The 23878-nt window shown below is 72.8% G+C and carries 22 protein-coding genes and 1 pseudogene; 14 read left to right on the forward strand and 9 right to left on the reverse strand.

Features of this window, described 5'->3' with window-relative positions; all coding sequences use genetic code 11:
* Nucleotides 1–49 precede the first annotated feature (49 nt).
* Nucleotides 50–688, forward strand: a complete 639-nt coding sequence (locus ACZ4S3_RS22240; protein WP_467936774.1) for a TetR/AcrR family transcriptional regulator — start codon at nt 50–52, stop codon at nt 686–688.
* 87 nt (nt 689–775) lie between these two features.
* Nucleotides 776–2152 (forward strand): alkaline phosphatase PhoX, encoded by a 1377-nt coding sequence (locus ACZ4S3_RS22245; RefSeq protein ID WP_467936776.1) that lies wholly within the window; start codon nt 776–778, stop codon nt 2150–2152.
* A gap of 56 nt (nt 2153–2208) precedes the next feature.
* Here ACZ4S3_RS22245 and ACZ4S3_RS22250 read toward each other — a convergent pair whose 3' ends face one another.
* From ACZ4S3_RS22250 to ACZ4S3_RS22265, 4 genes are all read right to left on the reverse strand, one after another.
* Entirely contained in the window at nt 2209–2424 is a 216-nt protein-coding gene (locus ACZ4S3_RS22250) for a hypothetical protein (RefSeq protein ID WP_467936778.1), read from the reverse strand.
* Nucleotides 2425–2453: 29 nt separating this feature from the next.
* Nucleotides 2454–3119: an ABC transporter gene (locus ACZ4S3_RS22255; RefSeq protein WP_467936780.1), complete on the reverse strand. Its 666-nt coding sequence runs from the start codon at nt 3117–3119 to the stop codon at nt 2454–2456.
* The gene (locus ACZ4S3_RS22260; RefSeq protein WP_467936782.1) at nt 3116–4057 is read right to left on the reverse strand and encodes an ABC transporter ATP-binding protein; all 942 of its coding nucleotides are present in this window, start codon (nt 4055–4057) and stop codon (nt 3116–3118) included. Before ACZ4S3_RS22260 ends, ACZ4S3_RS22255 begins: the two co-directional genes overlap by 4 nt.
* 128 nt (nt 4058–4185) lie before the next feature.
* Complete coding sequence (locus tag ACZ4S3_RS22265; RefSeq protein ID WP_467936784.1) at nt 4186–4863, reverse strand: AIM24 family protein; 678 nt, start codon at nt 4861–4863, stop codon at nt 4186–4188.
* Nucleotides 4864–4895: 32 nt separating this feature from the next.
* Between ACZ4S3_RS22265 and ACZ4S3_RS22270 the strand changes: the two genes are divergently transcribed.
* Both ACZ4S3_RS22270 and ACZ4S3_RS22275 read left to right on the forward strand, forming a co-directional pair.
* Nucleotides 4896–5678, forward strand: a complete 783-nt coding sequence (locus ACZ4S3_RS22270) for a peptidyl-tRNA hydrolase (protein ID WP_467936786.1) — start codon at nt 4896–4898, stop codon at nt 5676–5678.
* A 114-nt stretch (nt 5679–5792) separates the two neighbouring features.
* Nucleotides 5793–5960, forward strand: a complete 168-nt coding sequence (locus ACZ4S3_RS22275) for a hypothetical protein (protein ID WP_467936788.1) — start codon at nt 5793–5795, stop codon at nt 5958–5960.
* A 316-nt stretch (nt 5961–6276) separates the two neighbouring features.
* Here ACZ4S3_RS22275 and ACZ4S3_RS22280 read toward each other — a convergent pair whose 3' ends face one another.
* A complete protein-coding gene (locus ACZ4S3_RS22280) occupies nt 6277–7266 on the reverse strand; it encodes a zinc-dependent alcohol dehydrogenase family protein (RefSeq protein ID WP_467936790.1) in 990 nt (329 codons plus the stop codon).
* Nucleotides 7267–7358: 92 nt separating this feature from the next.
* Here ACZ4S3_RS22280 and ACZ4S3_RS22285 point away from each other — a divergent pair, with 92 nt between their 5' ends.
* From ACZ4S3_RS22285 to ACZ4S3_RS22305, 5 genes and pseudogenes are all read left to right on the forward strand, one after another.
* The gene (locus ACZ4S3_RS22285) at nt 7359–8102 is read left to right on the forward strand and encodes a TetR/AcrR family transcriptional regulator (protein WP_467936791.1); all 744 of its coding nucleotides are present in this window, start codon (nt 7359–7361) and stop codon (nt 8100–8102) included.
* A 292-nt stretch (nt 8103–8394) separates the two neighbouring features.
* Nucleotides 8395–9691 (forward strand): annotated as a pseudogene (locus tag ACZ4S3_RS22290) (MbnB/TglH/ChrH family RiPP precursor modification enzyme).
* A gap of 5 nt (nt 9692–9696) precedes the next feature.
* On the forward strand, nt 9697–10728 hold the full coding sequence (locus ACZ4S3_RS22295; RefSeq protein WP_467936793.1) for a TIGR04222 domain-containing membrane protein: 1032 nt from the start codon (nt 9697–9699) through the stop codon (nt 10726–10728).
* A 94-nt stretch (nt 10729–10822) separates the two neighbouring features.
* Nucleotides 10823–11575 carry a TIGR04222 domain-containing membrane protein gene (locus ACZ4S3_RS22300; RefSeq protein WP_467936794.1) on the forward strand — a complete coding sequence of 251 codons (753 nt, stop codon included), beginning with the start codon at nt 10823–10825 and terminating at the stop codon, nt 11573–11575.
* A 137-nt stretch (nt 11576–11712) separates the two neighbouring features.
* The gene (locus tag ACZ4S3_RS22305; protein WP_467936796.1) at nt 11713–13389 is read left to right on the forward strand and encodes an alpha/beta hydrolase; all 1677 of its coding nucleotides are present in this window, start codon (nt 11713–11715) and stop codon (nt 13387–13389) included.
* Nucleotides 13390–13481: 92 nt separating this feature from the next.
* Here ACZ4S3_RS22305 and hemQ read toward each other — a convergent pair whose 3' ends face one another.
* Entirely contained in the window at nt 13482–14216 is a 735-nt protein-coding gene (gene hemQ / locus ACZ4S3_RS22310) for a hydrogen peroxide-dependent heme synthase (RefSeq protein WP_467936797.1), read from the reverse strand.
* Between the two features lie 11 nt (nt 14217–14227).
* Nucleotides 14228–15700 carry a protoporphyrinogen oxidase gene (hemG, locus tag ACZ4S3_RS22315; protein ID WP_467936799.1) on the reverse strand — a complete coding sequence of 491 codons (1473 nt, stop codon included), beginning with the start codon at nt 15698–15700 and terminating at the stop codon, nt 14228–14230.
* Between the two features lie 223 nt (nt 15701–15923).
* On the opposite strand from hemG, the gene ACZ4S3_RS22320 reads away from it, so the two are divergent.
* The 4 genes from ACZ4S3_RS22320 to ACZ4S3_RS22335 all read left to right on the forward strand — a co-directional run bounded on the left by ACZ4S3_RS22320 (nt 15924) and on the right by ACZ4S3_RS22335 (nt 20424).
* Nucleotides 15924–16961 (forward strand): DUF4349 domain-containing protein, encoded by a 1038-nt coding sequence (locus ACZ4S3_RS22320; RefSeq protein ID WP_467936801.1) that lies wholly within the window; start codon nt 15924–15926, stop codon nt 16959–16961.
* A gap of 109 nt (nt 16962–17070) precedes the next feature.
* Nucleotides 17071–18267 (forward strand): thiolase family protein, encoded by a 1197-nt coding sequence (locus tag ACZ4S3_RS22325; protein ID WP_467936802.1) that lies wholly within the window; start codon nt 17071–17073, stop codon nt 18265–18267.
* 69 nt (nt 18268–18336) lie between these two features.
* Nucleotides 18337–18870 (forward strand): chloramphenicol phosphotransferase CPT family protein, encoded by a 534-nt coding sequence (locus ACZ4S3_RS22330; protein WP_467937019.1) that lies wholly within the window; start codon nt 18337–18339, stop codon nt 18868–18870.
* Between the two features lie 171 nt (nt 18871–19041).
* Nucleotides 19042–20424, forward strand: coding sequence for an FAD-dependent oxidoreductase (locus ACZ4S3_RS22335; RefSeq protein ID WP_467936804.1), 1383 nt, complete (start codon nt 19042–19044; stop codon nt 20422–20424).
* A gap of 19 nt (nt 20425–20443) precedes the next feature.
* On the opposite strand, the gene ACZ4S3_RS22340 is transcribed toward ACZ4S3_RS22335, so the two are convergent.
* Together ACZ4S3_RS22340 and hemE are read right to left on the reverse strand one after the other, a co-directional pair.
* Nucleotides 20444–21922 (reverse strand): hypothetical protein, encoded by a 1479-nt coding sequence (locus tag ACZ4S3_RS22340; protein WP_467936806.1) that lies wholly within the window; start codon nt 21920–21922, stop codon nt 20444–20446.
* Nucleotides 21923–21959: 37 nt separating this feature from the next.
* Complete coding sequence (gene hemE, locus ACZ4S3_RS22345) at nt 21960–23027, reverse strand: uroporphyrinogen decarboxylase (protein WP_467936807.1); 1068 nt, start codon at nt 23025–23027, stop codon at nt 21960–21962.
* A 146-nt stretch (nt 23028–23173) separates the two neighbouring features.
* Here hemE and ACZ4S3_RS22350 point away from each other — a divergent pair, with 146 nt between their 5' ends.
* Complete coding sequence (locus ACZ4S3_RS22350; RefSeq protein WP_467936809.1) at nt 23174–23830, forward strand: DUF3000 domain-containing protein; 657 nt, start codon at nt 23174–23176, stop codon at nt 23828–23830.
* The last annotated feature ends 48 nt before the right edge of the window (nt 23831–23878 follow it).

Below are 23878 nucleotides of genomic sequence, written 5' to 3' on the forward strand. Positions count from 1 at the left end.
CTCCATAAGGTGCGTCGCGTATCTTATCCGGGGAAGTAAGATACGCGTTGTGTCTAAAGAAGCCAAGGGCGGACCACAGCCCGCAGGACGCCGCCGCCGGGGCGCGGAGCTGGAGGCCGCTCTGCTCCAGGCCGCCTGGGAGGAGCTCCTGGCGGTCGGCTATCAGGAGCTGACGTACGAGGGTGTGGCGGCCCGTGCCCACACCAGCCGGACGGTGCTCTACCGGCGGTGGCCCCAGCGCCTCGACCTGGTCCTGGCCGCCCTGCGCCACCAGACACCGCCGCTGCCCCCGCTCGCACCGGATACCGGGTCGCTGCGCGGGGATGTGCTCGCCCTGCTGCGCGGCGTCGCCGCCCGGATGACCGACCTCGCACCGGTTCTCCAGGCGCTCACCGACGGCCGTATCCGCGACGGCGATCTCGGCGATTTCCTGGCGGAACGCACGCGGGACGGCGGCAGGGACGCGATGGCGGGCGTGCTCGACCGCGCGACGCGGCGTGGCGAACTCGGCGGCTCCGCCGTTCCCGCCCGCGTCGCCGCGCTCCCCGTCCGGCTCGTGGTCGGCGAGGTGCTGCTCACGCACCGCGCGCCTTCGGAAGCCGACCTCACGGAAATGGTGGACGAGATCTGCCTTCCGCTGATCGCCCATCACGGCGGGGCGAACGCCGCCGGGAAGCGGGATCACTGACCGGACCGCGCCGCTGGTTCCCGAAGGCCGGGGTGCGTGGTACACACAAGCGGGTCACATCACCTGTCCGCCAGCAGGGAGTTGCCCATGTCCGCGACACGACGTCAGATCCTGGCAAGAACCGGCGCGGTGGGGGCCACGATCGCCTTCGCCGGCAGCCTCTCGGAAATCTTCGCGGGGACCGCGACCGCCCAGTCCATGGGCACCAGCGGCTACGGACCGCTGGTCCCCGACCCCGACGGCCTGCTCGACCTGCCCAAGGGGTTCCGCTACAGGGTCCTCTCCCGGGAGGGCGATCCGCTCCCCTCCGGCGAGGGCAAGGTGCCCAGCAACTGTGACGGCATGTCCGCCTTCCCCGGTCCTCCCGGGCGCCGCGGCAGTACCTGCCTCGTCCGCAACCACGAGAACCGTACGCACTCCCGCTCCGCCGTCCCCCGGGTCCCTGACCTGACCTATGACCCCGGTGGCGAGGGCGGCTGTACGGCCCTGGAGCTGGACCGGGACAACCATGTCCGCTCCGAACGAGTCGCCATCGCCGGTACCTCCACCAACTGCGCGGGTGGCCACACCCCTTGGAACACCTGGCTGACCTGCGAGGAGACCGAATTCCGGGCCGGGGAGGAGAACTACACCAAGGACCACGGGTTCATCTTCGAGGTCGACCCCTACGACCCGCGGCGCACCGGAGCCGTACCGCTGACCGCGATGGGCCGCTTCCAGCACGAGGCCATCGCGGTGGACCCCGGCACCGGCGTGGTCTACGAGACCGAGGACGCCTTCGAGAAACCGTTCGGCCTCTTCTACCGTTTCCTGCCCGACAAGCCGATGGGCGGCCGCGGCTCACTGCGCGCGGGCGGCCGGCTCCAGGCGCTGCGGGTCCCCGGAGTGGCCGATCTGTCCACCGTCCAGCAGCCCGGCATCACCTTCGACCGCGTCACCTGGGTGGACGTCCCCGACCCGCTCGCCCGCCGGACCCCGATCCGCTTCCAGGACTTCGGCCCCCAGGGCATCACCCACGCCCAGAAGCTGGAGGGCTGCTACTGGGGCGGCTCGTGCGTCTACTTCGTCTCCAGCTTCGCGCACCGCGACGACGGCTCGGCGGCCGACCACTACGGCCAGGTCTGGAAGTACGACCCGAAGCGGCGCCGGCTCAGCCTGGTCGTGGTCTTCGGACCGGACACCGATCTGCAGCTCCCCGGCGAGTCCCCCGACAACATCTGCCTCGCGCCGAGCGGCGGCCTGATGATCTGCGAGGACGGGGCGGGCGCCCAGCATGTCTTCGGCCTCACCCGGCGCGGCGAGGTGTACGCGATGGCCCGTGGCCGCCAGAACATCGGCACCCCGGAGAAGCCGGAGTGGGGCGAGTTCGCGGGCGTGACCTTCGCCCCCGACAACCGGACGATGTACGTCAACTGCTATACGCCGGGGACGACGTTCGCGGTGACGGGTCCCTGGAATCACTGATCACCGGCATGGGGCGACCGGCCGCAGGCCCGCTCCGAGCCGTCGGCGCGTGGCCGTCAGCCGGAGCAGGCCGACCGCTGGGCTTCCTGCCACTCGCACACCGGGCAGAGCACGATGCCGGGGCGGTCGGCCGGATACTCGGTCGGCTTGCCGCACTGCACACAGTCCGCGTACGGCGGTCCCGCCTCGGGGCCGCCGTGCGCGGCGCCGCCGGGAGCGGCGCAGTAGCTGGTGTCGGCGTGCTCGTCGCTGACGCGGTCGGTGTCCGGCATGGCATCGAGCGTACGCCGGGGGCGCCCGGTCAGCTGCGCCGGGAGCTCAGCGCGCAGGCGGCCGCGACGGCCGCCGCCGCTATCGGGACGGTCCCGGCCAGCGGCAGCCACGGGATGCTGACCGTGCCGTGCGCGGAGCCGGTCACCAGGCCGGATACGGCGGCATTGGCGGGCGAGGCGCCCAGGACGGACAGCAGCAGCGCGGCGAGCAGCGCTGCCGGTATGGAGGAGCCGGGGCTGCGCAGGACCGGCCAGTTGCACAGCGCGCCGATCGCCGTACCCATCAGGACACAGGCCAGCGCGGTGAGCAGCGCGGCACCGGTCGCGGGCAGGAGCGGGACGGCGTGGTGGTCGGAGGAGCGGGGATCGGACACCACGGCGACGAACGCCGTACTCAGGAGGCCGAGCAGCAGCGCGGTGAACGTCGCGGTCAGCAGGCCGGCGAGATGGACGCGTCCGGGACCGGCCGCGGCCGCGGCGCAGTTGCGGGCGGCCGGTGGCTCATTGGTGACGCAGATCCGGGTCAGCCAGACGGCGATGGGCAGCAGCCCGGCGGCGGCGTAGCCGAAGGCGTCCAGGATGGGGCCGCCGGTCTGGATGCCGACGGCCACGAACGAGGCGTAGAGGATGACCGGCGGCAGCCAGCGGTGCGAGCCGATGAGCAGGGCCGCCTGATAGCGGAGCAGGGCGGTCATGGGCGGGGCCCCTCGTGGGAGTCGCGGTCGTGGGCGGCGCCGTGGCCGGGGTCCGCGTACGGAGCGCCGGGGGCGGGCACGGGCGGGGCGGCGGTGACGGAGCGGATGTGCCAGGGCGGGCGCGCCGTGAGCAGCGCCCGTAGCAGCGCGTCGGAGTGGGCGGCCGCCACGGTCAGCCGGGTCGTGCCGTCGGGGCCGGCCGAGGTCTGGGGTGCGCCGGGCAATCGGGGGACGGTGGGGCCGGAGTCCGGCGCACTGCCCGGCGCGCCCTCGACCTCGATGATCATCTGGAGGCCCGCGGCCGCCGCCGCGTCCTCGGCCCGGCCGCGCTCCTGCGGCACCAGCCGCCCGTCCGCTACGTGATAGCGCGCATCGGCCGCGCCGGCCAGGCGGCGCGGGTCGTGGTCGACGAAGACGACGGTGCCGCCGTCGGCGACCCGCTCGGCGACCGCGCGGTCGAGGACATCGCGCGCCCCCTGGTCCAGGCCGGTCCAGGCCTCGTCCAGGACGAGGAGCTCGGGCTCGGCGAGCAGCGCCTGGGCGACCGCGACCTTCTGGCTCGTTCCCTTGGAGAGTCTGGCCAGCGGGGTCGTGCCGTGCCCGGCCGCCTCGAACCGGTCGAGCCAGGAGGCCGCCCGCCGAGCCGCCTCGGGGTCGCGCAGGCCGTGGATGCGGCCCAGGTGGGTGAGGTAGCCGACGGCGGTGAAGGGCAGCGCCGCCGGGAACCGCTCGGGCACATACGCCGTGCGCGGGCGGCCGGTGATGCGTCCGGTGGTGGGCCGGTCGATGCCGGCGAAGAGGCGCAGCAAGGTGGATTTACCGCTGCCGTTGGCCCCCTCGACGCGCACCAGCGCGCGGGCGGGCACCTCGAGTTGAACCTCCCGCAGCACCCACGGCCCCCGCACCCCGTATCGCCGCCCGACCCCGTCCAGCCGCATCCTCTACGGCACCTCCCCCGTCCCCCGGAATTCCTTCACTCCCCCAACTCCGGCCGCACCCGGATTGGTTCCCCGCTCGCCCCCTCGATCCCCCGCGACCCCAGCCCGGTCCCCCCTCGATCCCCCGCTCAGTTCCCCGCGGACTTCTCCGGGCGCAGTTCACTCGGCCGTACGATCACGAAACCCTCGCCGTCCAGGCGCAGTTGGACGGCCTCGCCGGAGCCGCCGCGGAGCATCGAGCCAAGGCTCTGCGAGCGGTGCAGCGAGGTCTGCAGGGAGCTGCTCCAGCCGACCACCGCATCGGTGTCGACAAAGACCGGGGCCTGTGCGGAGACGGGTATGACGATGGGGTTGCCCTCACACATCACGCCGAGCTTGCCGGTGCCGCTGAAGACGGAGTTGAAGATTCCGCCACCGGCCATGCCGGCGCCCTTGACAACCTTGATCGCGTAGGAGAGGGACGGATCGAAGCACAGCACATTGCGGCCGTTGATGGTGATGCCGTCGGCGGGGGTGAGGTCCATGATGAAGCAGTTGGCGGCCTCGTGCGCGAACCACACCTCGCCCTGGCCCCGTACGGTCATCAGCGCCAGGCCCTCGCCGGTGACGGCACGCTTGAGGAAGTTGCCGACCCCCTGGCCCTGCTTCTCGAACTGCAGGTTTCCCCGATAGGCGATCATCGCGCCCTGCCGCGCGTAACACTCGCCGTTCACCGCGTACTTGATCGACTTCGCGTTCTGCTGCGTCATGCCGGGCGCGGTAGCCGGCTTGGCCATGTTCTCGGAAGCGAAGAGGTCACTGTTCATGGCCAGGATGCTAGGCCGTATCGGCCGGGCGGATGGCGGCAATCGCGTGGTGGACGACGGCTGGCAAACTGGGCCGAGTGACAGGAACCGATACCACCAGCCCCGACAGCCCCTTCCATCACGAAGAGACCGATCGGGACGCGGCGCCGCAGTTCGTCCTGCCGCTGGTCGCGCGGATCGAGCGGGCCGCGCCGCCGGCGCGTACGGACGCGCTGGAGACGGCGGCACGGGCGGTGCTGGTGCTGCTGTCGGACGAGCGGGCGGCCGGCGAAGGCGAGTGGGCCCAGGCGGTGCGCGACTGGGAGGACGCCCGGATCCGCAAGGTGGTGCGCCGGGCGCGCGGTGCGGAGTGGCGGCGGGCCGAGGCGCTGCCGGGCATCACGGTGACCGGCGGGCACGCCGAGGTACGGGTCTTCCCGCCGGTGCCTCTGGACGGCTGGCCCAAGGACCTGGCCCGGCTCCAGGTGTCGGGCACCGAGCTGGCGGACCCGGAGCCGCCGGCCGCGCCCGACACCGGCCGGCCGGTGCTGTGGTTCAACCCCGGGCTGGAGATGTCGGCCGGCAAGGAAATGGCCCAGGCCGGGCACGGTGCGCAGCTCGCCTGGTGGGAGCTGGGCGAGGAGGAGCGCGCGGCCTGGCGCGCGGCCGGGTTCCCGCTGGCCGTACGGACTGCGGAGCCGGCGGACTGGGACGCACTGACCCGCAGCGGGCTGCCCGTGGTCCGCGACGCCGGGTTCACGGAGATCCCCCCGAGTGAAACCGTCGTAGCTTCTGGGATCGACCGCATCCGCGCCCTGCCGCCCCGGCCACAATGAACCCCGCCCGGCGAGCGCCATGAGGCTCGGCCGGCGGGGCAAGCCATCGCCGTGCACGTTGGTGGTGTCGAAATGCCGGTCGCCGTACCCGCCCCCTCAGCACACCGCCGTACTGTGCCCCGGTGCCGCGCTCGCCTCGTCGAGGCCGAGGGGCGGCCCGGGATGCCGGGGCCCGAGCATCTGCTCACCCGCATCGTGACGATGAACGGCGCACTGGTATTCCCTGGCGTCGACGAGCCGCGCGGCTGGAACGATCCGGCGCCGCTCGGCATGGACGCCTGACGTCCGCGGGCGGACCGCGCCGGGCGGCCGGAACTCCGGTCACCCGGCCTCTCAAGCGGCCTCTCCCTTCGGTCCCGACGAACGAGGCCGGGTCCGTCTGGTGTGCAGGGCGGGGCGCAGAGCGAGATCACACCCGGGCCAACTCATGTACCCGAGTCGACTCTTGGGGTGGAGGGGAGCCACCGTGTCGGGTCTCTGCCGCGCCCACCACGGGCGTGACCCGCTATGACTGAGCGTCCTGGTTGGTCTCGTCGGCCTGGTTGGTCTCGTCGACCTCTTCGACCGACCAGGACGCTCACCTGCCAGTGCGTCCGCTTCAGTGCTGGACGGTGACGACGACCTTGCCGACCTGGCCATTGGCCTCCATATGACGATGAGCGTCGGCGATGTCGGACAGGTCGAAGACGCAGTCGATCACGGGTGAGAGGGCGCCGGTGCGCAGGCCGGCAGTGATGAAGGCGTGTGCTCGGCGGGTGCGGTCGGGATCCTGGGTGACGTGATGGACGCCGTAGCCATGGATGTTCAGCGGCCAAGCCATGGGCAGGGGGGCGGGGCGCGGATCGAGCCAGCCGTACACGATCAGAGCGCCGTCGCGGGCCACGAGTTGGGCAAGCTGGGCCAGTCCCGGGCCACCGATCGAGTCAAAGACACAGGCTGCGCCCTGCCCTGCGGTGATCTCCTGTACTCGGTCGGCCAGATCATCGCGGTCTGTCGCGATGACCTGGGCGGCGCCTGCTCGCAGCAGCTGCTCGGCCTTGGCCTCGGCGCGGGTCACGGCGATCGGTATGGCCCCGATCTGACCGGCGATCTGGATGGCGGCGATGCCCACGCTGCTGGAGGCCGCGGTGATGAGCACGTGGTCGCCCGGCCGGACCTTGCCGACCTCGATCAACGCGCCGTAGGCGGTGAGAGAGGACATCCACACAGCGGCCCCGGTGGGTGCGTCCATCCATGCCGGCCGGGGCAGCAATGCGTCCTCCCGCACGACGGCACGGTCGGCGTAAATGCCGTCCTCCGACATGCCGGCCCCGATGACCAGGACACTCACCGCGTCACCCGGCGCGAAGCGCGTCACATCCGGCCCGACGGCCTCGACCACCCCGGCAGCCTCGCTGCCCAGCCGCGAGCCGGGCAAGGTCGGCTGGTAGTAGTACCCGCCCCCACGGAAGAGCGCGTCGGCCCGATTCAGGCCGATCGCGTCGATACGCACCTGCACTTGGCTCCGGCCGAGCGTCGGGAGCGGCACTTCCGAGAACCGGAGGACGTCGGGACCGCCTATCTCGTCGAACAGCACCACATTCGCCATGTCGCCTCCTCGATTGTGAGCGCCTCACAAAAACCGTGCGCCGCTCAAGTTTCTTGCGGTGCACTGTAACGCAACGCTGTACGCTGACAACCATGGGACAGCAGACACTGGGGCGACGAGCACGGCTGAGAATCCAGACCACGGCCGAGATCAAGGCCACCGCGTTGCGGCATATGGCCGAAGGCGGGCCGGACGCCATCTCCCTGCGGGCGATCGCCCGGGAGATGGAGATGAGCGGCAGCGCCATCTACAGCTACTTCGACACCCGGGACGCACTGATCACGGAGCTGATCAACGACGTCTACACCGCACTGGTCGACCACGTGGAAGCCGCACGCGACGCGTTCCCGCCCGGTGATGCCACTGGCCGGATCATGGCCTGGGCCACCGCCCTGCGCGACTGGTCGCTGGCCAACCCGCAGGGCTTCCGGCTGATCTACGGCGATCCCGTGCCCGGCTACCAGATGCCCGACGGCGGCCCTGCCCCCGAAGCCGCCAAGCGCGCATGCATCGGCCTCACCGGATTGACCGCTGCGGCCTGGCCACACGCCAAGGCCGTCCAGGGCGGCGCTTACACCTGGGAGGACTTCGCCCCGGAACTGGTGGACACCGTCCGGCAAGACTTCCCCGACCTGCCGCCCGCCGCTCTCGCCCTGGCACTGCGCCTGTGGGGGCGCATGCACGGCCTGGTCGCCCTGGAGGTCTACGGGCACCTCAGCCCGCAGAGCCTGCGGCCCGGTGAGCTGTACCGGACGGAAATCCGAGACGTGATCAGGTCACTTGGGCTCTCACCTTCGCCCGGCGATCCGACGCCGAGCACATCACCGGCCAACTGAAGCGCTCCGTGGCCGCCTGCTGAACTTCGCGCCTGGAGGAGACAGCCGTCCGGCCCCGCGTCCGCGCGTACGGCGGCGGCTGAATCGGACCACCGGCAGGGTGCCGCTCGCGCTGGGTGCGGCGGTGAGGTTCGAGACCAGGTGCAGACCGAAACGGGACGGTCTCCGTACGGGCAGGAGATCCACCGCCCCGCGAAGGAAGCTCAAATCAACCTCTGAACACCGCAGGTACAGGGTTCGGCCCGCTGTCAGTGGCCATGAGTACCCTCACCACGGAGGGAGAGGGGGAACCATGGAGCGCCTTGGTACGGGTATCGGCTGGCGGCCGGAAATCGCCGCGGAGATTGCCCGGTTGCCCGGTGTCGACTGGGTGGAGGTCGTGGCCGAGAACCTCTGCCCCGGCCATCTTCCGCAGGCCGTACAGGAACTGCGCGAGCGCGGCACGACCGTCATCCCGCACGGGGTCTCGCTCGGCCTCGGCGGCGCCGACCGGCCGGATGCGGGCCGGCTGACCGCCCTCGCCGAGCGCGCCGAGGCGTTGGGGGCGCCGCTGGTCACCGAGCACATCGCGTTCGTCCGGGCCGGCGGGCCGCTCACCGCCTCGCCGCTGATGGAGGCCGGGCATCTGCTCCCGGTGCCGCGCACCCGCGACGCGCTGGACGTGCTCTGCGAGAACGTCCGGATCGCCCAGGACGCGCTGCCGGTGCCGCTGGCCCTGGAGAACATCGCCGCGCTCATCAACTGGCCGGACGAGGAGCTGACCGAGGGCCAGTTCCTGACCGAGCTCGTCGAGCGGACGGGGGTGCGGCTGCTCATCGATGTCGCCAACCTCCATACGAACCACATCAACCGGGGCGAGGACCCGGCCGTCGCGCTGGACGAGCTGCCGGTCGAGGCGATCGCGTACGTCCATGTCGCGGGCGGCGTGGAGCGGGACGGGGTGTGGCACGACAGCCATGCGCATCCGGTGACCCAGCCCGTGCTGGACGTCCTCGCCGAGCTCTGCGCCCGTACGACGCCGCCCGGCGTACTGCTGGAGCGGGACGAGGACTTCCCCGAGGGCGGGGAACTGGCCGGTGAACTGGACGCGATACGCGCCGTACTGAAGGAGGCCCGTCATGCCCAAGCGGCTTGAGGCGGTGCGGGGCGGGGCCGTGGCGGCCTCCGGCACCGATGCGGCGCGGCAGCGGCTGGCGCTGGCGCAGACCGCACTGCTGTCCGCGCTGGTCGCCGGGACGCCGGCCCCGGAGGGCTTCGACCGCAACCGGCTGGGGGTGCAGAGCCGGGCGCTGACCGCCAAGCGGGCCTCCGTCGTCGCCAAGGTCGCCCCCGAGCTGCCCGAGATCCTCGGCGACGGCTACCGAGCCGCCTTCCTCGGCTATGCGCGGCACCGCCCCATGAGCGGCGGCTACCGTCAGGACGCCCTGGACTTCGCGGCACATCTGCTGGCCGGCAATCGCCCCGAAGACCCGGACGCGCGGCGGCAGTTGACGCAATGGTGGCGGGACCGCGCGGGACCGAGGCCGCCGTCCGACGGGCCCGCTTCCCGGCTCGCCCGCGCCGTCCGGCTCGCGCTGCACAGGGGGTGAGGGGCATGTACACAACGGGGGTGTACGCGGCGGTCCTGGTGTCGTCGCTGGTTCTCGTCATCGGTACGGTCCGGGTCCGCCGGGCCACGCCGCGGGTCCGGCCGGCGGACGCGCCGACCCACGATGTCTGGGAGATGGCGTTTCTGGCCGGCGGCCCCGGCCGGGTGGTGGACACCGCGCTGTGCATGATGCACGCCGACGGCCGGGTGGCGGTCGGCGGCCCCGGGGTGGTGACCGTACGCCGGCCCGTCTCCCATGACGCGGTGGAGGCGGCCGTGCTGCAGGCGGTGGCGGGGACGCCCGGAGGGGCGCTGCCCACGCTGCGCACCACCGCCATGCAGAGCCCGGCGGTCCAGGCGGTCGGTGACCGGCTGGCGGCCCGCGGGCTGCTGCGGCATCCGCGCAACGGCAGCGGCTGGCGCCTGATGGCCCGGATCCAGACCGCGGCCTGTGTGGTGCTCTTCTTCGGCGGCTTTCTGCTGACGGTCATGGGGGTCACCGGGGACGCCGACCAGGAGATACCGACCGTCTTCGCGATCATGCCCATTCTCGCCCTGGGTCTGGCCGTGGGCTTGATCTGCAGGCAGGCGCTCAGCCGCCGGGTCACCAAGGCGGGCGCCTTCGCCCTGAAGGCCGCGCGGGCCGCCGAGGGCAGTCCCGGTGCGGCCGACGAGGCCGTGCGTGCCGACGGGACCATGCGGGCCATCGGGATTGCGGTGGCTCTCGGCGGTGTCGCGCTGATCGCGGACGAGGTACTGCGGGCGCAGCTGACGGAGGCTCAGCACGCCATGGCGTCCGCCGGCTCATCCTCCGCCGCCGGTTCGGCCGGCTCGTCCGGAAGCAGCTGCGGCTCGGGGACGTCCGGCGACGGCGCCTCCTGGTGCGGCTCCTCCGACGGCGGGTCGTCGTCCGGCTGCGGCAGTTCGTCGTGCGGCGGCGGAGGCGGTTCGAGTTGCGGTGGCGGCTCGTCGTGCGGGGGCGGGTCGTCCTGCGGAGGCGGTGGGGGCTGCGGCGGCGGGGGCTGCGGCGGAAGCTGACGCCGCGGCTCGCCGTACCCCCGTACCCAGCCCTTGCCCAGATGCTGAGAAACGGCGTGGCGGTCCGTGTCGGCCATCCCGTAGAACCTCCGCCATGTGGCTCCTCTTCCTGGTCGTCGCCTGGGCGGCGGCCGGCCTGTCCTGCGCACGTGTCTGCCGTGCGGCCCTCGCCGCCGCCCATGCCCCGCACCCGGCGCCCGACGCCGACCGGCGGCCCCCAGAGCTCACCCTGTACGAGACCGCCTACCTGGCCGGCGGCCCGCACCGGCTCGCCGATGTCGCGCTGGTGTCGATGGCCCGCCACCATCGGCTGCTGCTCGCGCACACCGGCTGGGCCTCGGTCGTCGACCCGGCCGGCCAAGATGCCGTCGAGCGCGCCGTACTGGCCGCCATCGGCCCCGACGGCCAGCGCCGGATACCGGCGATACGCGGCGCCCTCGCCGCAGCCGACGCGGTGCGGGCGCTCTCCGACCGGCTCGTCGCCGCGGACCTCGCGCTGCCCGCGCACGGCCGTTCGGGCGTCGGCGCGGCAGTCCGCCAAGTGCAGGGCGCCATCCTTCTGGTGCTGCTGACCGCCGGGGCGGCCATCTGGATGGCGCCCTCCGGCACCGAAAGCGGGCCGGTGCTCGCGTGGTTCGCGCTGCCGCTGGTCCTGACCACCGGCACCTGGGCGATGGCGCGCCTGGAGCTCCACCCCTACCCCAACTGGGCCACTCCGGCGGGCGAGCGGCTGCTGCGGCGGCACGAACAGGCCGGCTCCCCGGCCCTCACCGCGCTCGCCGTCCACGGCCGGGCCGCCCTCACCGACCCCAGGCTGCGGGCCGCCCTGCACTCTTCCGGGGCATAGCGCCCGACACCGGTGCCCGGTGCTTTACATCGGCAATCACCCACTCAAATATCCCTTTTGTATGCACACCGTGCGGCCCAGTGCACCGAGCCTCTCCTCGTGCGCCACGCATCCCGCACCCCACGAAGGGACGGCTCGTGAGAACACTTGCGTTGTACGGCACCATCGGGTCGCTGGTCCTGACCGCCCTCGCCACCGCCCCGGCCGGCGGTACCACCGCGCCACCGGTCGCACCGCCGGCCCCGGTGCCGCACCGGGTCGTCTTCGGCAAGTGCGCGCCGGTCGAGCATCTGCCCGCCACCGTGCAGTGCGGCAAGCTCGACGTCCCACTGGACTACGCCCGCCCCGAGGGCAAGAAGATCACCCTCACCGTCAGCCGGATCCGCGCCACGGTCCCCGGGGAGCGGCAGGGTGCCCTGGTCTTCAATCCCGGCGGCCCCGGCGCGAGCAGCATGGAATTCCCGCTCTACGGCGCGCTGCCCAAGTGGCGGCGCACCGCCCGCGCCTATGACTTCGTCGGCTACGCGCCGCGCGGCGTCGGCCGCTCGGCGCCGCTGTCCTGCCAGGACCCGCAGGAGTTCGCCAAGCAGCCCACCGACACCCAGCGCTATCCCACCGAGCAGTTCAAGCGGCAGAAGGTCGCTCAGGCGCAGGCATATGCGGAGGGCTGCGCCCGCAACGCCGGGGCGGACCTGCCGTTCTACAACTCCGTCAACAACGCCCGCGACCTGGACATGCTGCGGGCCGCGCTCGGCGAGCAGAAGCTGACGTTCATGGGCGCGTCCTACGGGACGTACTTCGGCGCCGTCTACGCGACGCTCTTCCCCGGCCACATCCGCCGGATGGTCTTCGACAGCGTCGTCAACCCCGACCCCCAGCAGATCTGGTACCGCAACAACCTCGACCAGAACGTCGCCTTCGAGCGCCGCTGGGGCGACTGGCTGCGCTGGGTCGCCGCGCACGACTCCACCTACCACCTCGGGGCGACCCCGAAGGCGGTGCAGCGCTCGTACGACACGGCCGTCGAACGGGTGCGGCGGGTGCCGGTCAACGGGAAGATCGGCCCGGCGCAGTTGCAGTCGGCTTTCCTCAAGACCGGTTACAACGACGCCTACTGGCCGATCAGCGCCCAGTCGCTCGCGGCGTATCTGCACGGCGACATGAAGCCGCTGACCACCCAGACGCTGCCCAAGGTGACCAACGCCAAGGCGGACGAGAACACCAACGCGGTCTATACCGCCGTCGAGTGCAACGACGCGCCCTGGCCGCGTGACTGGCAGACCTGGGACCGGGACAACACCCGGGTCGCGCGTACCGCGCCGTTCGAGACCTGGGACAACGCCTGGATGAACCTGCCGTGCGCCTTCTGGCCCGAGCAGATGGAGTCGGAGTCGGTCAGGCTCGAGGCCGCGATGGGCAGGGCAGGCGCCACCAGGGAAGGCGCCGGCGAGGATCTGGCGGACGCCTCCCTCCATACGGCGACGACCGCGGTCGACGGTGCGCTCGGGCGGCGCGGCCCGCTCGACATCCGTACGGCGCCCGGCGCACTTCCCCCGGTGCTGCTGCTGGCGGCCGAGCGGGACGCGGCGACCCCGTACACGGGCGCGGTGGAGCTGCACCGGCGGCTGGCCGGCTCCTCGCTGGTCACCGAGCGCGGCGCCGGTACCCATGGCATCGCGCTGGGCGCCAACGAGTGCGTGAACCGCTACACCGAGGCCTATCTGCTGGACGGAAAGGCCCCGGCGCACTCGGTGAGCTGCGCGCCGCGCCCCGAACCGGTGCCCAACCAGCAGCCGGAGGGCAAGAAGAAGTAACCGGCACGCAGCCGGAGCGGGAAGCAGCCGAAGAGAGCGCTACGGGCCGTCCCTCGGGGGGCGGCCCGTAGCGTTGCGTCAGGCGGCAGGTGTCAGGCCAGGCCCGCGACCAGCTCCGAGACCGGCTTGCGCCGCCCCGTGTAGAACGGGATCTCCTCGCGGACATGCATCCGCGCCTCGGAGCCCCGCAGATGACGCATCAGGTCGACGATGCGGTAGAGCTCATCGGCCTCGAAGGCCAGCACCCACTCGTAGTCGCCGAGCGAGAACGACGGCACGGTGTTGGCGCGCACGTCCGGGAAGCCGCGGGCCATCTTGCCGTGGTCGGCGAGCATACGGCGGCGGTCCTCGTCGGGGAGGAGGTACCACTCGTAGGAGCGCACGAAGGGGTAGACGCTCACATAGGCGCGAGGCTCCTCGTCGGCCAGGAAAGCCGGGATGTGCGACTTGTTGAACTCGGCGGGGCGGTGCAGCGCCATGTTCGACCAGACCGGCTCCAGCGTGCGGCCCAGACGGGTGCGGCGGAAGAGGTTGTAGGCCTCCTGGAGGGCGTCCGAGCTCTCCGAGTGCCACCAGATCATGATGTCGGCGTCGGCGCGCAGACCGGACACGTCGTATGTGCCGCGCACCACGACGTCCTTGGCGGCGAGCTGCGCGAACAGCTCCTCGACCTCGTCGGCGTAGCCGCCGCGGTCCTCGGGGAGGACGTCGCGCAGCTTGAACACCGACCAGAGGGTGTAGCGGATGACCTCGTTGAGGTCCTTCGCCTTCTTCCCGGCGTTCGGGGTCTTGTCGGGGGTGGTGGCGGGGGTCGAAGCGTCTGTCATGTTGTCCATTCTCACTCGCCGTCGGCGGCGCGCGGCGTCAGGGTGCCAAGGATCTCGTCCGCGGCGCGGCGCGCCGAGCCGATGCAGGCCGGGATGCCGACGCCGTCGTAGACCGCGCCGCACACCCGCAGCGGGCCCGGCGTCCCGGCGACGGCGGCGCGGATCCGCGCCACCCGGTCCAGGTGGCCGACGTCGTACTGCGGCAGGCCGTCGTACCAGCGGGTGACTGTGCTCGCCACGGGGCGCGCGGCCAGGCCGACCGCCGCACCCAGGTCGGCGAGCGAGAGACCGACCAGGTCGGCGTCGTCGCGCTCCAGGTCGGCGTCGTCCTGACAGCGGCCGATGGAGGTACGCAGCACGAACAGGTCCGGGTCGGCGTCGCCGCTCCAGCCCCATTTGTGGCCGGAGAAGGTGGCAGCCTTGATCCGGTGGCCGTCGACGGGCGGGACGAGGAAGCCGCTGCCGACGGGCACACGGTCCAGGTCCGCGCGGCGGAAGGCCATGGTGACCAGCGCCATCGAGGCGTAGTCGACGGTGGTCAGCTCGGTGGCGGCGGCCGGGCAGTCGTGGCTGAGGATGCGCGCCGCGTCGCCCGCCGGGGCGGCCATGATCACCGCGTCCGCCGTGAGCGGCCGGTCGCCGACGAAGACCTCCCAGCCGCCGTCGCCGGCCCAGCGCAGCTCGCGCACGGGCGCGTTGGGTACGATCTCGCCGCCGGCTGCACGCACCGCGTCGGCGACCGCGCCCGGCAGCGTCCCGATACCGCCGTCGATGCCCATGAAGACGGGCCCGTCGGGCGGTGCGGTGGCGGCCGCGCGCGCCTGGACAGCCCGGACACCCTCGAGCAGCGAGCGCTCGGTGCGGGCGGCCTCGAAGAGCTGGGGGACGGCGGCGCGCAGGGAGATCCGGTACGCATCACCCGCGTAGACGCCGCCGAGCAGCGGCTCGACGAGCCGGTCGACGACCTCGCGGCCCAGGCGCCGGGCGACATACTCACCGACGGCGACGTCCTCGCCGACCTCGGTGCGCGGCAGCTGGGCGTCCTGCTCGATACGGGCGAGCCCCGCCGCGGAGATCACCCCGGAGGCCGCGAGCGGGGCGAGGTCCCCGGGGACGCCCATGACATGGCCCTTGGGCATCGGGCGCAGCGCGTCACGGGTCCACAGCGACGCGGTGGCGGTGGTGGGCGGCTGCAGCCGGTCGCCGAGGCCGACGGCGCGTGCGAGGTCCACCGCCTCCGGCCGTCTGGCCAGCATCGATTCGGCGCCGAGGTCGACCGGTACGCCCTCGATGCGGCCGGCGCTCAGCTTGCCGCCGAGCCGGTCCGTCGCTTCCAGGACCGTCACCCGGGCGCCGCCTTCGAGCAGACGGTGCGCGGCCGCCAGGCCCGCGATGCCGCCACCGATGACGACTACGTGACCGACACCGCCGAGGCTGTCGATACTGCCGGGCGGCCGGACCGTACTGCTGTGCGCTGCGCTCATGTCTCCACTCTCTCAGAGCCCACTGACACGCCCCTCGGGGCCCACGGGCGCGACCGTGACCGGATCGCGATCTGCGGACGGCAACCCCGGGCCTCCTCCGTCCGTCGAAGAAGCACCATCAGCAGGCCACTTGGAGGGCGAGCAGCGCATGCGGGGAGCACGGGGAGTACGGGGAGCGGGGGCCGGGGGCTCGTCACCGGGGTATCGGGGGGCGGCTGCGGGGATGGTGCTGGCGGCGTCGCTGGCGGTGGCCGGATGCAGTGGGCCGAGCGGGGTGACCGCCGACTCGATGGCGGGGAGGGAGGCGGCGGTCGCGCCGTCGCGGGCGGCCTCCGGTGGCGAGCAGGGCGGCGCCGGTGCGGGGGACGCGGTCAAGGGCCGGGACGGGAAGGCGGCGAAGCTCGCCCCCGACCAGATCATCCGGACGGCCACCCTGACCGTGCAGACCAAGGACGTACCGGCCGCGCTGGCCAAGGCGCGGGCGGCGGTGGACGGCGCGGGCGGCTATGCCGCCGAGGAGAACACCGACCGGGACTCCGGGGGCCACGACCGGTCGCGGATCGTGCTGCGGGTGCCGCCGAAGGAATACGACGCGGTGCTGGGGCGGCTGGCCGGGCTCGGCAAGCTCGTCTCGCGCGAGGTCTCGGCGAAGGACGTCACCGGCCAGGTGGTGGACGTCGACAGCCGCGTCAAGACCCAGCGGGAGAGCGTCAACCGGGTGCGGGCGCTGATGGACAAGGCGACGTCGATCTCCGACATCGTCTCCCTGGAGTCCGAACTGAGCACCCGGCAGGCGAACCTGGAGTCGCTGGAGGCCGAGCTGAAGTCGCTCAAGGAGCGCACCGGCATGGCCACCGTCACCCTGCTGCTGCGGCAGCCGGACGCCGTCCCCGAGAAGAAGCCGAAGGACGACGACCCGACGTCCTTCGGGGATGCGCTCTCCGGCGGCTGGCACGCTTTTGTGACGGCCGTGCGCTGGGTGCTGGTGGCGATCGGCGCCTTGCTGCCGTTCGCGGCGGCCGCGGCGCTGCTGTACGGGCTGTGGCGGCTGGTCCACGGGCGGCTGCCGGCCGGGATCCGTGTCCGGCGGCGGGCGGACGGGGGCGACGGTCCCGAGGCCGGAGGTCCCAAGGCCGCGGACGGTCCCGAGGCGGCGCAGGAAGCGGGGGCCGATCCGGCGGACCACCCGGCGGCCGCCCCCGGGGCCGGGCAGTCCGGCGCGGCCGAGACGGCGGAGGAAGGTGACCGGGGACCCCGTTGACACCGGACAGCGGCGGGCAAAGACTCGGGGCCGGCGGCGACGATCTTCTTACCGGTTGTCGCTCGCCGGCCCCACCGACCAGCGAGCCGGGACAGCGAGGAAGCGCCTGATGACCGACCCACGCGTACGGGATGTCTACATCGTCGATGCCGTACGGACCCCCGTCGGCAAGTACGGCGGCGCCCTGGCCGGAGTCCGTCCCGACGACCTGGCCGCCCATGTGGTCAGGGCCCTGGTGGACCGCACCCCGGACCTCGATCCGGCGCGCATCGACGATGTCTGCTTCGGCGACGCGAACGGCGCGGGCGAGGACAACCGCAACGTCGCGCGGATGGCGGTGCTGCTGGCCGGGCTGCCGGTCACCGTTCCCGGTGTGACCGTCAACCGGCTGTGCGGGTCCGGCCTGGAGGCGGTCATCCAGGCCGCCCGCGCCATCGCGCACGGCGATGCGCACATCGCGGTGGCGGGCGGCGTGGAGTCGATGAGCCGCGCGCCCTACGTGCTGCGCAAGCCCGAACGGGCCTTCCCCGCGGGCCATCAGGAGATGTTCTCCTCGACGCTGGGCTGGCGGATGGTCAACCCGCGGATGGCCCCGGAGTGGACGGTGGCGCTGGGCGAGGGCGCCGAGCTGATCGCCGACCGGCACGGCATCACCCGCGAGCAGCAGGATGTGTTCGCGCTGGCCAGCCACCAGAAGGCAGCGCGGGCCTGGCGGGAGGGCGCCTACGACGCGGAGGTGGTGCCGCTGCCTGACGTGGACCTCGCACGCGACGAGACGATCCGGGAGGCCTCCTCCCTGGAGTCGCTGTCCAAGCTGAAGCCGGTGTTCCGTACGGCCGGAGGCACGGTCACCGCCGGGAACTCCTCGCCGCTCAACGACGGCGCCGCCGCGCTCCTCCTGGTCGACGAGGAAGGCTTGCGGGCCACCGGCCGCGAGCCGCTGGCCCGGATCCGCGCGAGCGCGGTGACCGGCATCGAGCCGCAGCTGTTCGGGCTCGGCCCGGTGGAGGCGGTGCGCCGCGCCCTGGAGCGGTCCGGTCGCGGCTTCGCCGATGTGTCGGCCTTCGAGCTCAACGAGGCGTTCGCCGCCCAGGCCTTGGGCTGCATCGGCCAGTGGCCGGAACTGGACCCTTCCGTGGTGAACCCCCGCGGCGGCGCCATCGCCATCGGCCACCCCCTGGGCGCGTCCGGCGCCCGCCTCGCCGGCTCGGTGGCCCACCAGCTCGCCGCCCTGGGCTCGGGCACGGGCCTGGCGGCGCTGTGCATCGGCGTGGGCCAGGGCATCGCCCTCGTGCTGGAGCGTTAGGCCGTGTCGGGAACGACACCGCTCGGCGGTGCCGCCGAGCGGGCGGACGCGCCGGCGCCGCCCCGCGGCCTGATCATTTTCCTGAACGGCACATCGAGTTCCGGGAAGTCGAGCATCGCCCAGGAGCTGCTGCGCACGCTCGACGAGCCGTGCTTCCACCTGCCCGTGGACGCCTTCCACGCCATGCGGTCCCGGCCTGAGCCGGCGCCGGACGCGCTGCGTGGCGTCCTCGAGCGCACCTGGCGGGGCTTCCACCGCGCGGTCGCCGGGATGGCCGAAGGGGGCAACAACGTCGTGGTGGACCACGTACTGAGCGAGCCCTGGCGGCTGCGTGACTGCCTTGGGCTGTTCGCTCCCGAGGACGTCGTCCTGGTGGGCGTGCGCTGTTCCCTCGAGGAGCTGCAGCGCCGCGAGCAGGCCCGCGGCGACCGCCCTCCGGGCCTGGCCGCGCGGCAGCTGGCGGCGGTCCACGCGCACGGGATCTACGACATCGAGTGCGACACGACCACCACCAGCCCCCAGGACTGCGCCAAGCAGATCAAGGACTTCTTGCCCCGGCGTCCGGCCCCCACCGCCTTCGAGCGGCTCAAGGAAAAGCTGTGAGGAAGAGGAGAAAGAGGAGGAAGAGGAAGCTGTACGGGATACGGACGGAATGCGGAATATAACGCCCCACTTTGCGACGTAACCTGATGGGGCGTCACATGAGGGAACGCATCGCAACACGGCGTAACGTGCTGAAACTGCACATGACATAGCCGGCGAAGGGACACCGATATGGCGGCGGAACGACTGGTGGTCATCGGTGGCGATGCGGCGGGCATGGCCGCCGCATCGCAGGCCCGGCGGCTGAAGGGGCCCGGCGAGCTGGCCATCACCGCGTTCGAGCGCAGCCATTTCACCTCGTACTCCGCCTGCGGCATCCCGTACTGGGTCGGCGGTGCGGTCGACGGGCCGGACGCGCTGGTCGCCCGTACGGCCAAGGAGCACCGCGCCCGGGACATCGATCTGCGGCTGCGCACCGAGGTCACCGAACTCGACCTGGACGGCGGCCGGGTGCGCACCCGTGATCTGGAGGACGGCGGCAAGGAGTCGTGGACCGGCTTCGACAAGCTGGTGCTGGCGACCGGTGCGCGGCCGATACGGCCGCCGCTGCCCGGTATCGACGCGCCGGGCGTGCACGGTGTGCAGAGCCTCGACGACGGCCAGGCCCTGCTGGACACGCTCAGCGCGGCCGAGGGGCGGCGGGCCGTGGTCATCGGCGCCGGCTATATCGGCGTGGAGATGGCCGAAGCGCTGATCAACCGCGGTTACCAGGTCACGGTCCTGGAGGCGCGGGAGCAGCCGATGTCCACCCTCGACCCGGACATGGGCGCGCTGGTGCACGGGGCGATGTGCGGGATGGGCATCGAGACGGTGCGCGATGCGGCGGTCACGGCGGTGCTGACGGATCCGGCCGGGCGGGCCCGCGCGGTCACCACGAACGACGCCGAGTACCCCGCGGACGTGGTGGTGCTGGGCATGGGCGTACGCCCCGAGACCACCCTGGCCGCCGCGGCCGGGCTGCCGCTGGGCGACTCCGGCGGGCTGCTCACCGATCTCGCGATGCGGGTCCGGGGCCACGACAACATCTGGGCGGGCGGCGACTGTGTCGAGGTCCTCGACCTGGTCTCCGGGCGCGAGCGCCATATCGCGCTGGGCACCCACGCCAACAAGCACGGCCAGGTCATCGGCACGAATGTGGGCGGCGGCTATGCGACGTTCCCCGGCGTCGTCGGTACGGCTGTCAGCAAGGTCTGCGATCTGGAGATCGCCCGTACGGGGCTGCTGGAGCGCCATGCCCGCGCCGCCGGGCTGCAGTTCGTCACCGCCACCATCGAGTCCACCAGCCGCGCCGGCTACTACCCCGGCGCCCGCCCGATGCACGTCAAGATGCTCGCCGAACGCCGCACAGGGCGGCTGCTGGGCATGCAGATCGTCGGCCGGGAGGGCGCGGGCAAGCGGGTGGACATCGCGGCGGTCGCACTGACGGCTGCGATGACCGTGGAGCAGATGACCACCCTCGACCTCGGCTACGCCCCGCCGTTCTCCCCGGTCTGGGACCCGGTCCTGGTGGCGGCACGCAAGGCCACGGCGGCGGTGCGGGCGGCGGGGGCCTGACGGGACGGCGGCCCGGACCTCACTTCTCGTCCGCCGCCTTGTCCCATCGCTCCGTCCACTCCAGCAACGTCTCGGCGGCCGGGGCGAGATTGCGCGGACAGGCCCAGGCGTCGAAGGGGTGGGCACCCTCGGGGGCCGGGAAGGCGTCGGGGTCGCAGAGGTGGGCGAGGTGGGCGCCGACCGCGTCGCCCAGCCCGTTCCCGGTTGCCGGATGCTCGCTGCGGTGCGGGCAGCTCACGGGCAGCGGCCCGGCGAGGGCGTCACGCAGGAGGGGGCGTATCTCGCGGTAGACGGACGGCGGTGGATCGGGGCAGGCCATGTCCAGGGCGCGGGTGACGGCCAGGAGGAGGAAAAGCCGTTCGCGGGTGTCACCGCTACCGCGCGCATGGCGGCGGGCGGCCCATAGCGCGAGGTCGTCGGCGTACCGCTCGTTGTCCGGGGAGGACACCAGCCGTTGCGCGATCTCCGCCACCGCCAGCTCCCCGTCCCCGCGCAGGTATGCGGCGTCCAGATGGTCCGTACGCCGCTCGCCGAAGAACCGCGCGCGGGCCTCGGTGAGCGGGCCGTGGGCCTCGCGGGCCAGGTCGCACAGCAGGACGGGACAGGTCCACGCGGCCGGCGGGGCTTCCTGGACACCGTCCTCGTACTCCTGCCGGAGCCGGGCGCGGCCGCCCGGGGTGAGGAGGTAGTAGCCGGTGGCCGCATCGGTGTCCGGGTCGTCCGCGAGTTCCGGGTGTTCACCGTCGGCGTGCGCACAGGACGCGCCGTCCAGCCTCGCCAGGGCGTCCTCAAGCGCCTCGATCGTGTCGTCGAACACCCAGCGCTGTCTGATCGTCCCCGAGGCGACGTGCCGGCAGGCGGCCCGGATCAGGACGATGTGCCCGGCGAGCGTCCCTTTGCTGGAGCTGCCGGGGATGCCGGTGGTGAGGTCGTACTGGGGGTCACCGGTGCGCGGATAGCCGTGCAGCACCGCCGCGAGGTCGCTGATGCGGCTTTCCTGGTACTGCGGCACGAGGTCCGGGATGCCCTCGACCGTACCCGGCGCGATGATCTCAGCGGCGATCCGCGCGAACATCGCGACGGTGTGCGGGCAGCGGTACTTCTCGGCGCTCTCGGTCCCTTCGGGCCCGGCGGCGGCCAGCCGGACCTCGTCGTCGTCCTCGGCCTCGAGGGCGTGCTCGTAAGGGTGTGTGGCGTGGTCGCACGGCGGGGCGTCCACGGCACCGGCCGCCGCCCGCAGTGCCTCGACGACCTCGTGAGCCACCTCGGCGCCGGCCCTCGTGGCCACGTAACGGGTCATCGAGAGCAGCCGGTAGACCTCCTCGTGGGCGCGCTCACCGCCGGGGTCGGCAGCGAGCGCGCGGGCGCTCGCAAGGACGACGGGATCCGGCACCTCGGCCGGGGCGCGCCTGTCGAGCCGCTCCTCGGCGGCGCGCATCTCGTCGAGGAAGGAGCCGATGTCGTCCTGTCCCGGCGGTGTCTCGGGCGTCGCGTTCACGATCTTTACGACGCCCGGCAGCCCCCTGGAGTTCCGCTCAGCGCGCCGTCTGCTCGTGCACGTACTCGACCAGGCGGGTCAGCGACTCCGGGTCGGTGGTCGGCAGCACGCCGTGGCCGAGGTTGAAGATGTGGCCCTCCAGGCCGGCGGCCGCGTCCAGGACCTCGCGGGCCTTGGTCTCGACGGCCTCGCGGGGGGCGAAGAGCACGGCCGGGTCGATGTTGCCCTGCAGGGCCTTGCCGGGGCCGACGCGGCGGGCCGCCTCGTCGAGCGGGACCCGCCAGTCGACGCCGACGACATCGGCGCCGGCCTCGCCCATCAGGCCCAGGAGCTCGCCGGTGCCGACGCCGAAGTGGATGCGCGGCACGCCGTAACCCTCGACGGCCTGGAAGACCTTGGTGGAGGCGGGCATCACCGAGCGGCGGTAGTCGGTGGGCGAGAGGGCGCCGACCCAGGAGTCGAAGAGCTGGATCGCGCTCGCTCCGGCCTCGATCTGGACCTTGAGGAAGGCCGCGGTGATGTCGGCGAGGCGGTCCAGGAGGTCGGCCCACAGCTGCGGGTCGCCGTACATGAGGGCCTTGGTGCGCTCGTGGTTGCGGGACGGGCCGCCCTCGACGAGGTAGCTGGCGAGGGTGAAGGGCGCGCCGGCGAAGCCGATGAGGGGGGTGCTGCCCAGCTCGCGCACCAGCAGGCCGATGGCCTCGGTGACGTAGCTGACGTCGCCGGGCTCCAGGGCGCGCAGCTGCTCCAGGTCGGCGCGGGTGCGGATCGGGTTCTCGACGACCGGGCCGATGCCGGGCTTGATGTCGAGGTCGATGCCGATGGCCTTGAGGGGGACGACGATGTCGCTGAAGTAGATCGCGGCGTCGACGCCGTGGCGGCGTACGGGCTGGAGCGTGATCTCGGTGACGAGGTCGGGCCGCATGCACGAGTCGAGCATCGCGATGCCCTCGCGGACCTTGCGGTATTCCGGCAGCGAGCGCCCGGCCTGGCGCATGAACCACACCGGGGTGTGCGGCACCGGCTCGCGCCTGCAGGCCTTGAGGAATGCCGAGTCGTACGTACCGGTCTGCTGCTGGCCCGCGGGCCCTACGTTGGCGCTCACGCCCCAAATCTTCGCATGCGGGGCCGCCTACCGATTCGGAAGGTTGCCCGCAATGACCGGCGCGCGCGGGCACACCTCCGAATGGGCGACGCGCGCACCGGGTGTCCTCCCGGGATGAGAGCCTCCTTCCGCCTAATCTTCCGGGCATGGCTGCGGCTCACGAACACCTCGCGGACAGCGCGGACGAGACCCCGATCCCCTTCCGTCAGGCGGTCGAGGCGCTCCGCGCGGCACGGCTGCGGCCGGAGATCGAGATCGACCCGACCCCGGCGCCCAAGCGGCTCGCCCCCTTCGCGTACGCCCTGGAGGCGGCGGTCGTCGAGCCCGGGGCGGGGCCGGACGGGGAGGAGACGGATCTGGCGGACGGGCGGCTGGTGCTGCTGCACAACCCGGCCGGTGACGATGCCTGGCAGGGCACCTTCCGCGTGGTGACGCTGGCGCGGGCGGAGCTGGAGCCGGAGATGGGCGCCGATCCGCTGCTGCCCGAGGTGTCCTGGTCGTGGCTCACCGGTGCGCTGGAGGCGCGCGAGGTGCACTACGGCGAGCCGAGCGGGACGGTGACCCGCGCCGCATCGCACTACTTCGGCGGCCTCGCCTCGCGCGAGCCCGCGACGCAGATCGAGATCCGGGCGTCCTGGACGCCGGCCGAGGGGCCGGGCGGGGTGCCGGACATGGCGGCGCATCTGGCGGCCTGGTGCGATCTGCTGTGCCAGGTCGCGGGCCTGCCGCCGGCCACCCTCGACATGGCCCCGCGCGGCGGGGTGGTGGCGCTGCCGCAGCGCCGCGGCCCGCAGCCCCGCTGACGGCGCTCCCCTCGCACACCGCCGATCATGTTCGCGCATGATCGGCGT

The sequence above is a fragment of the Streptomyces sp. NPDC028368 genome (genome assembly GCF_055565615.1).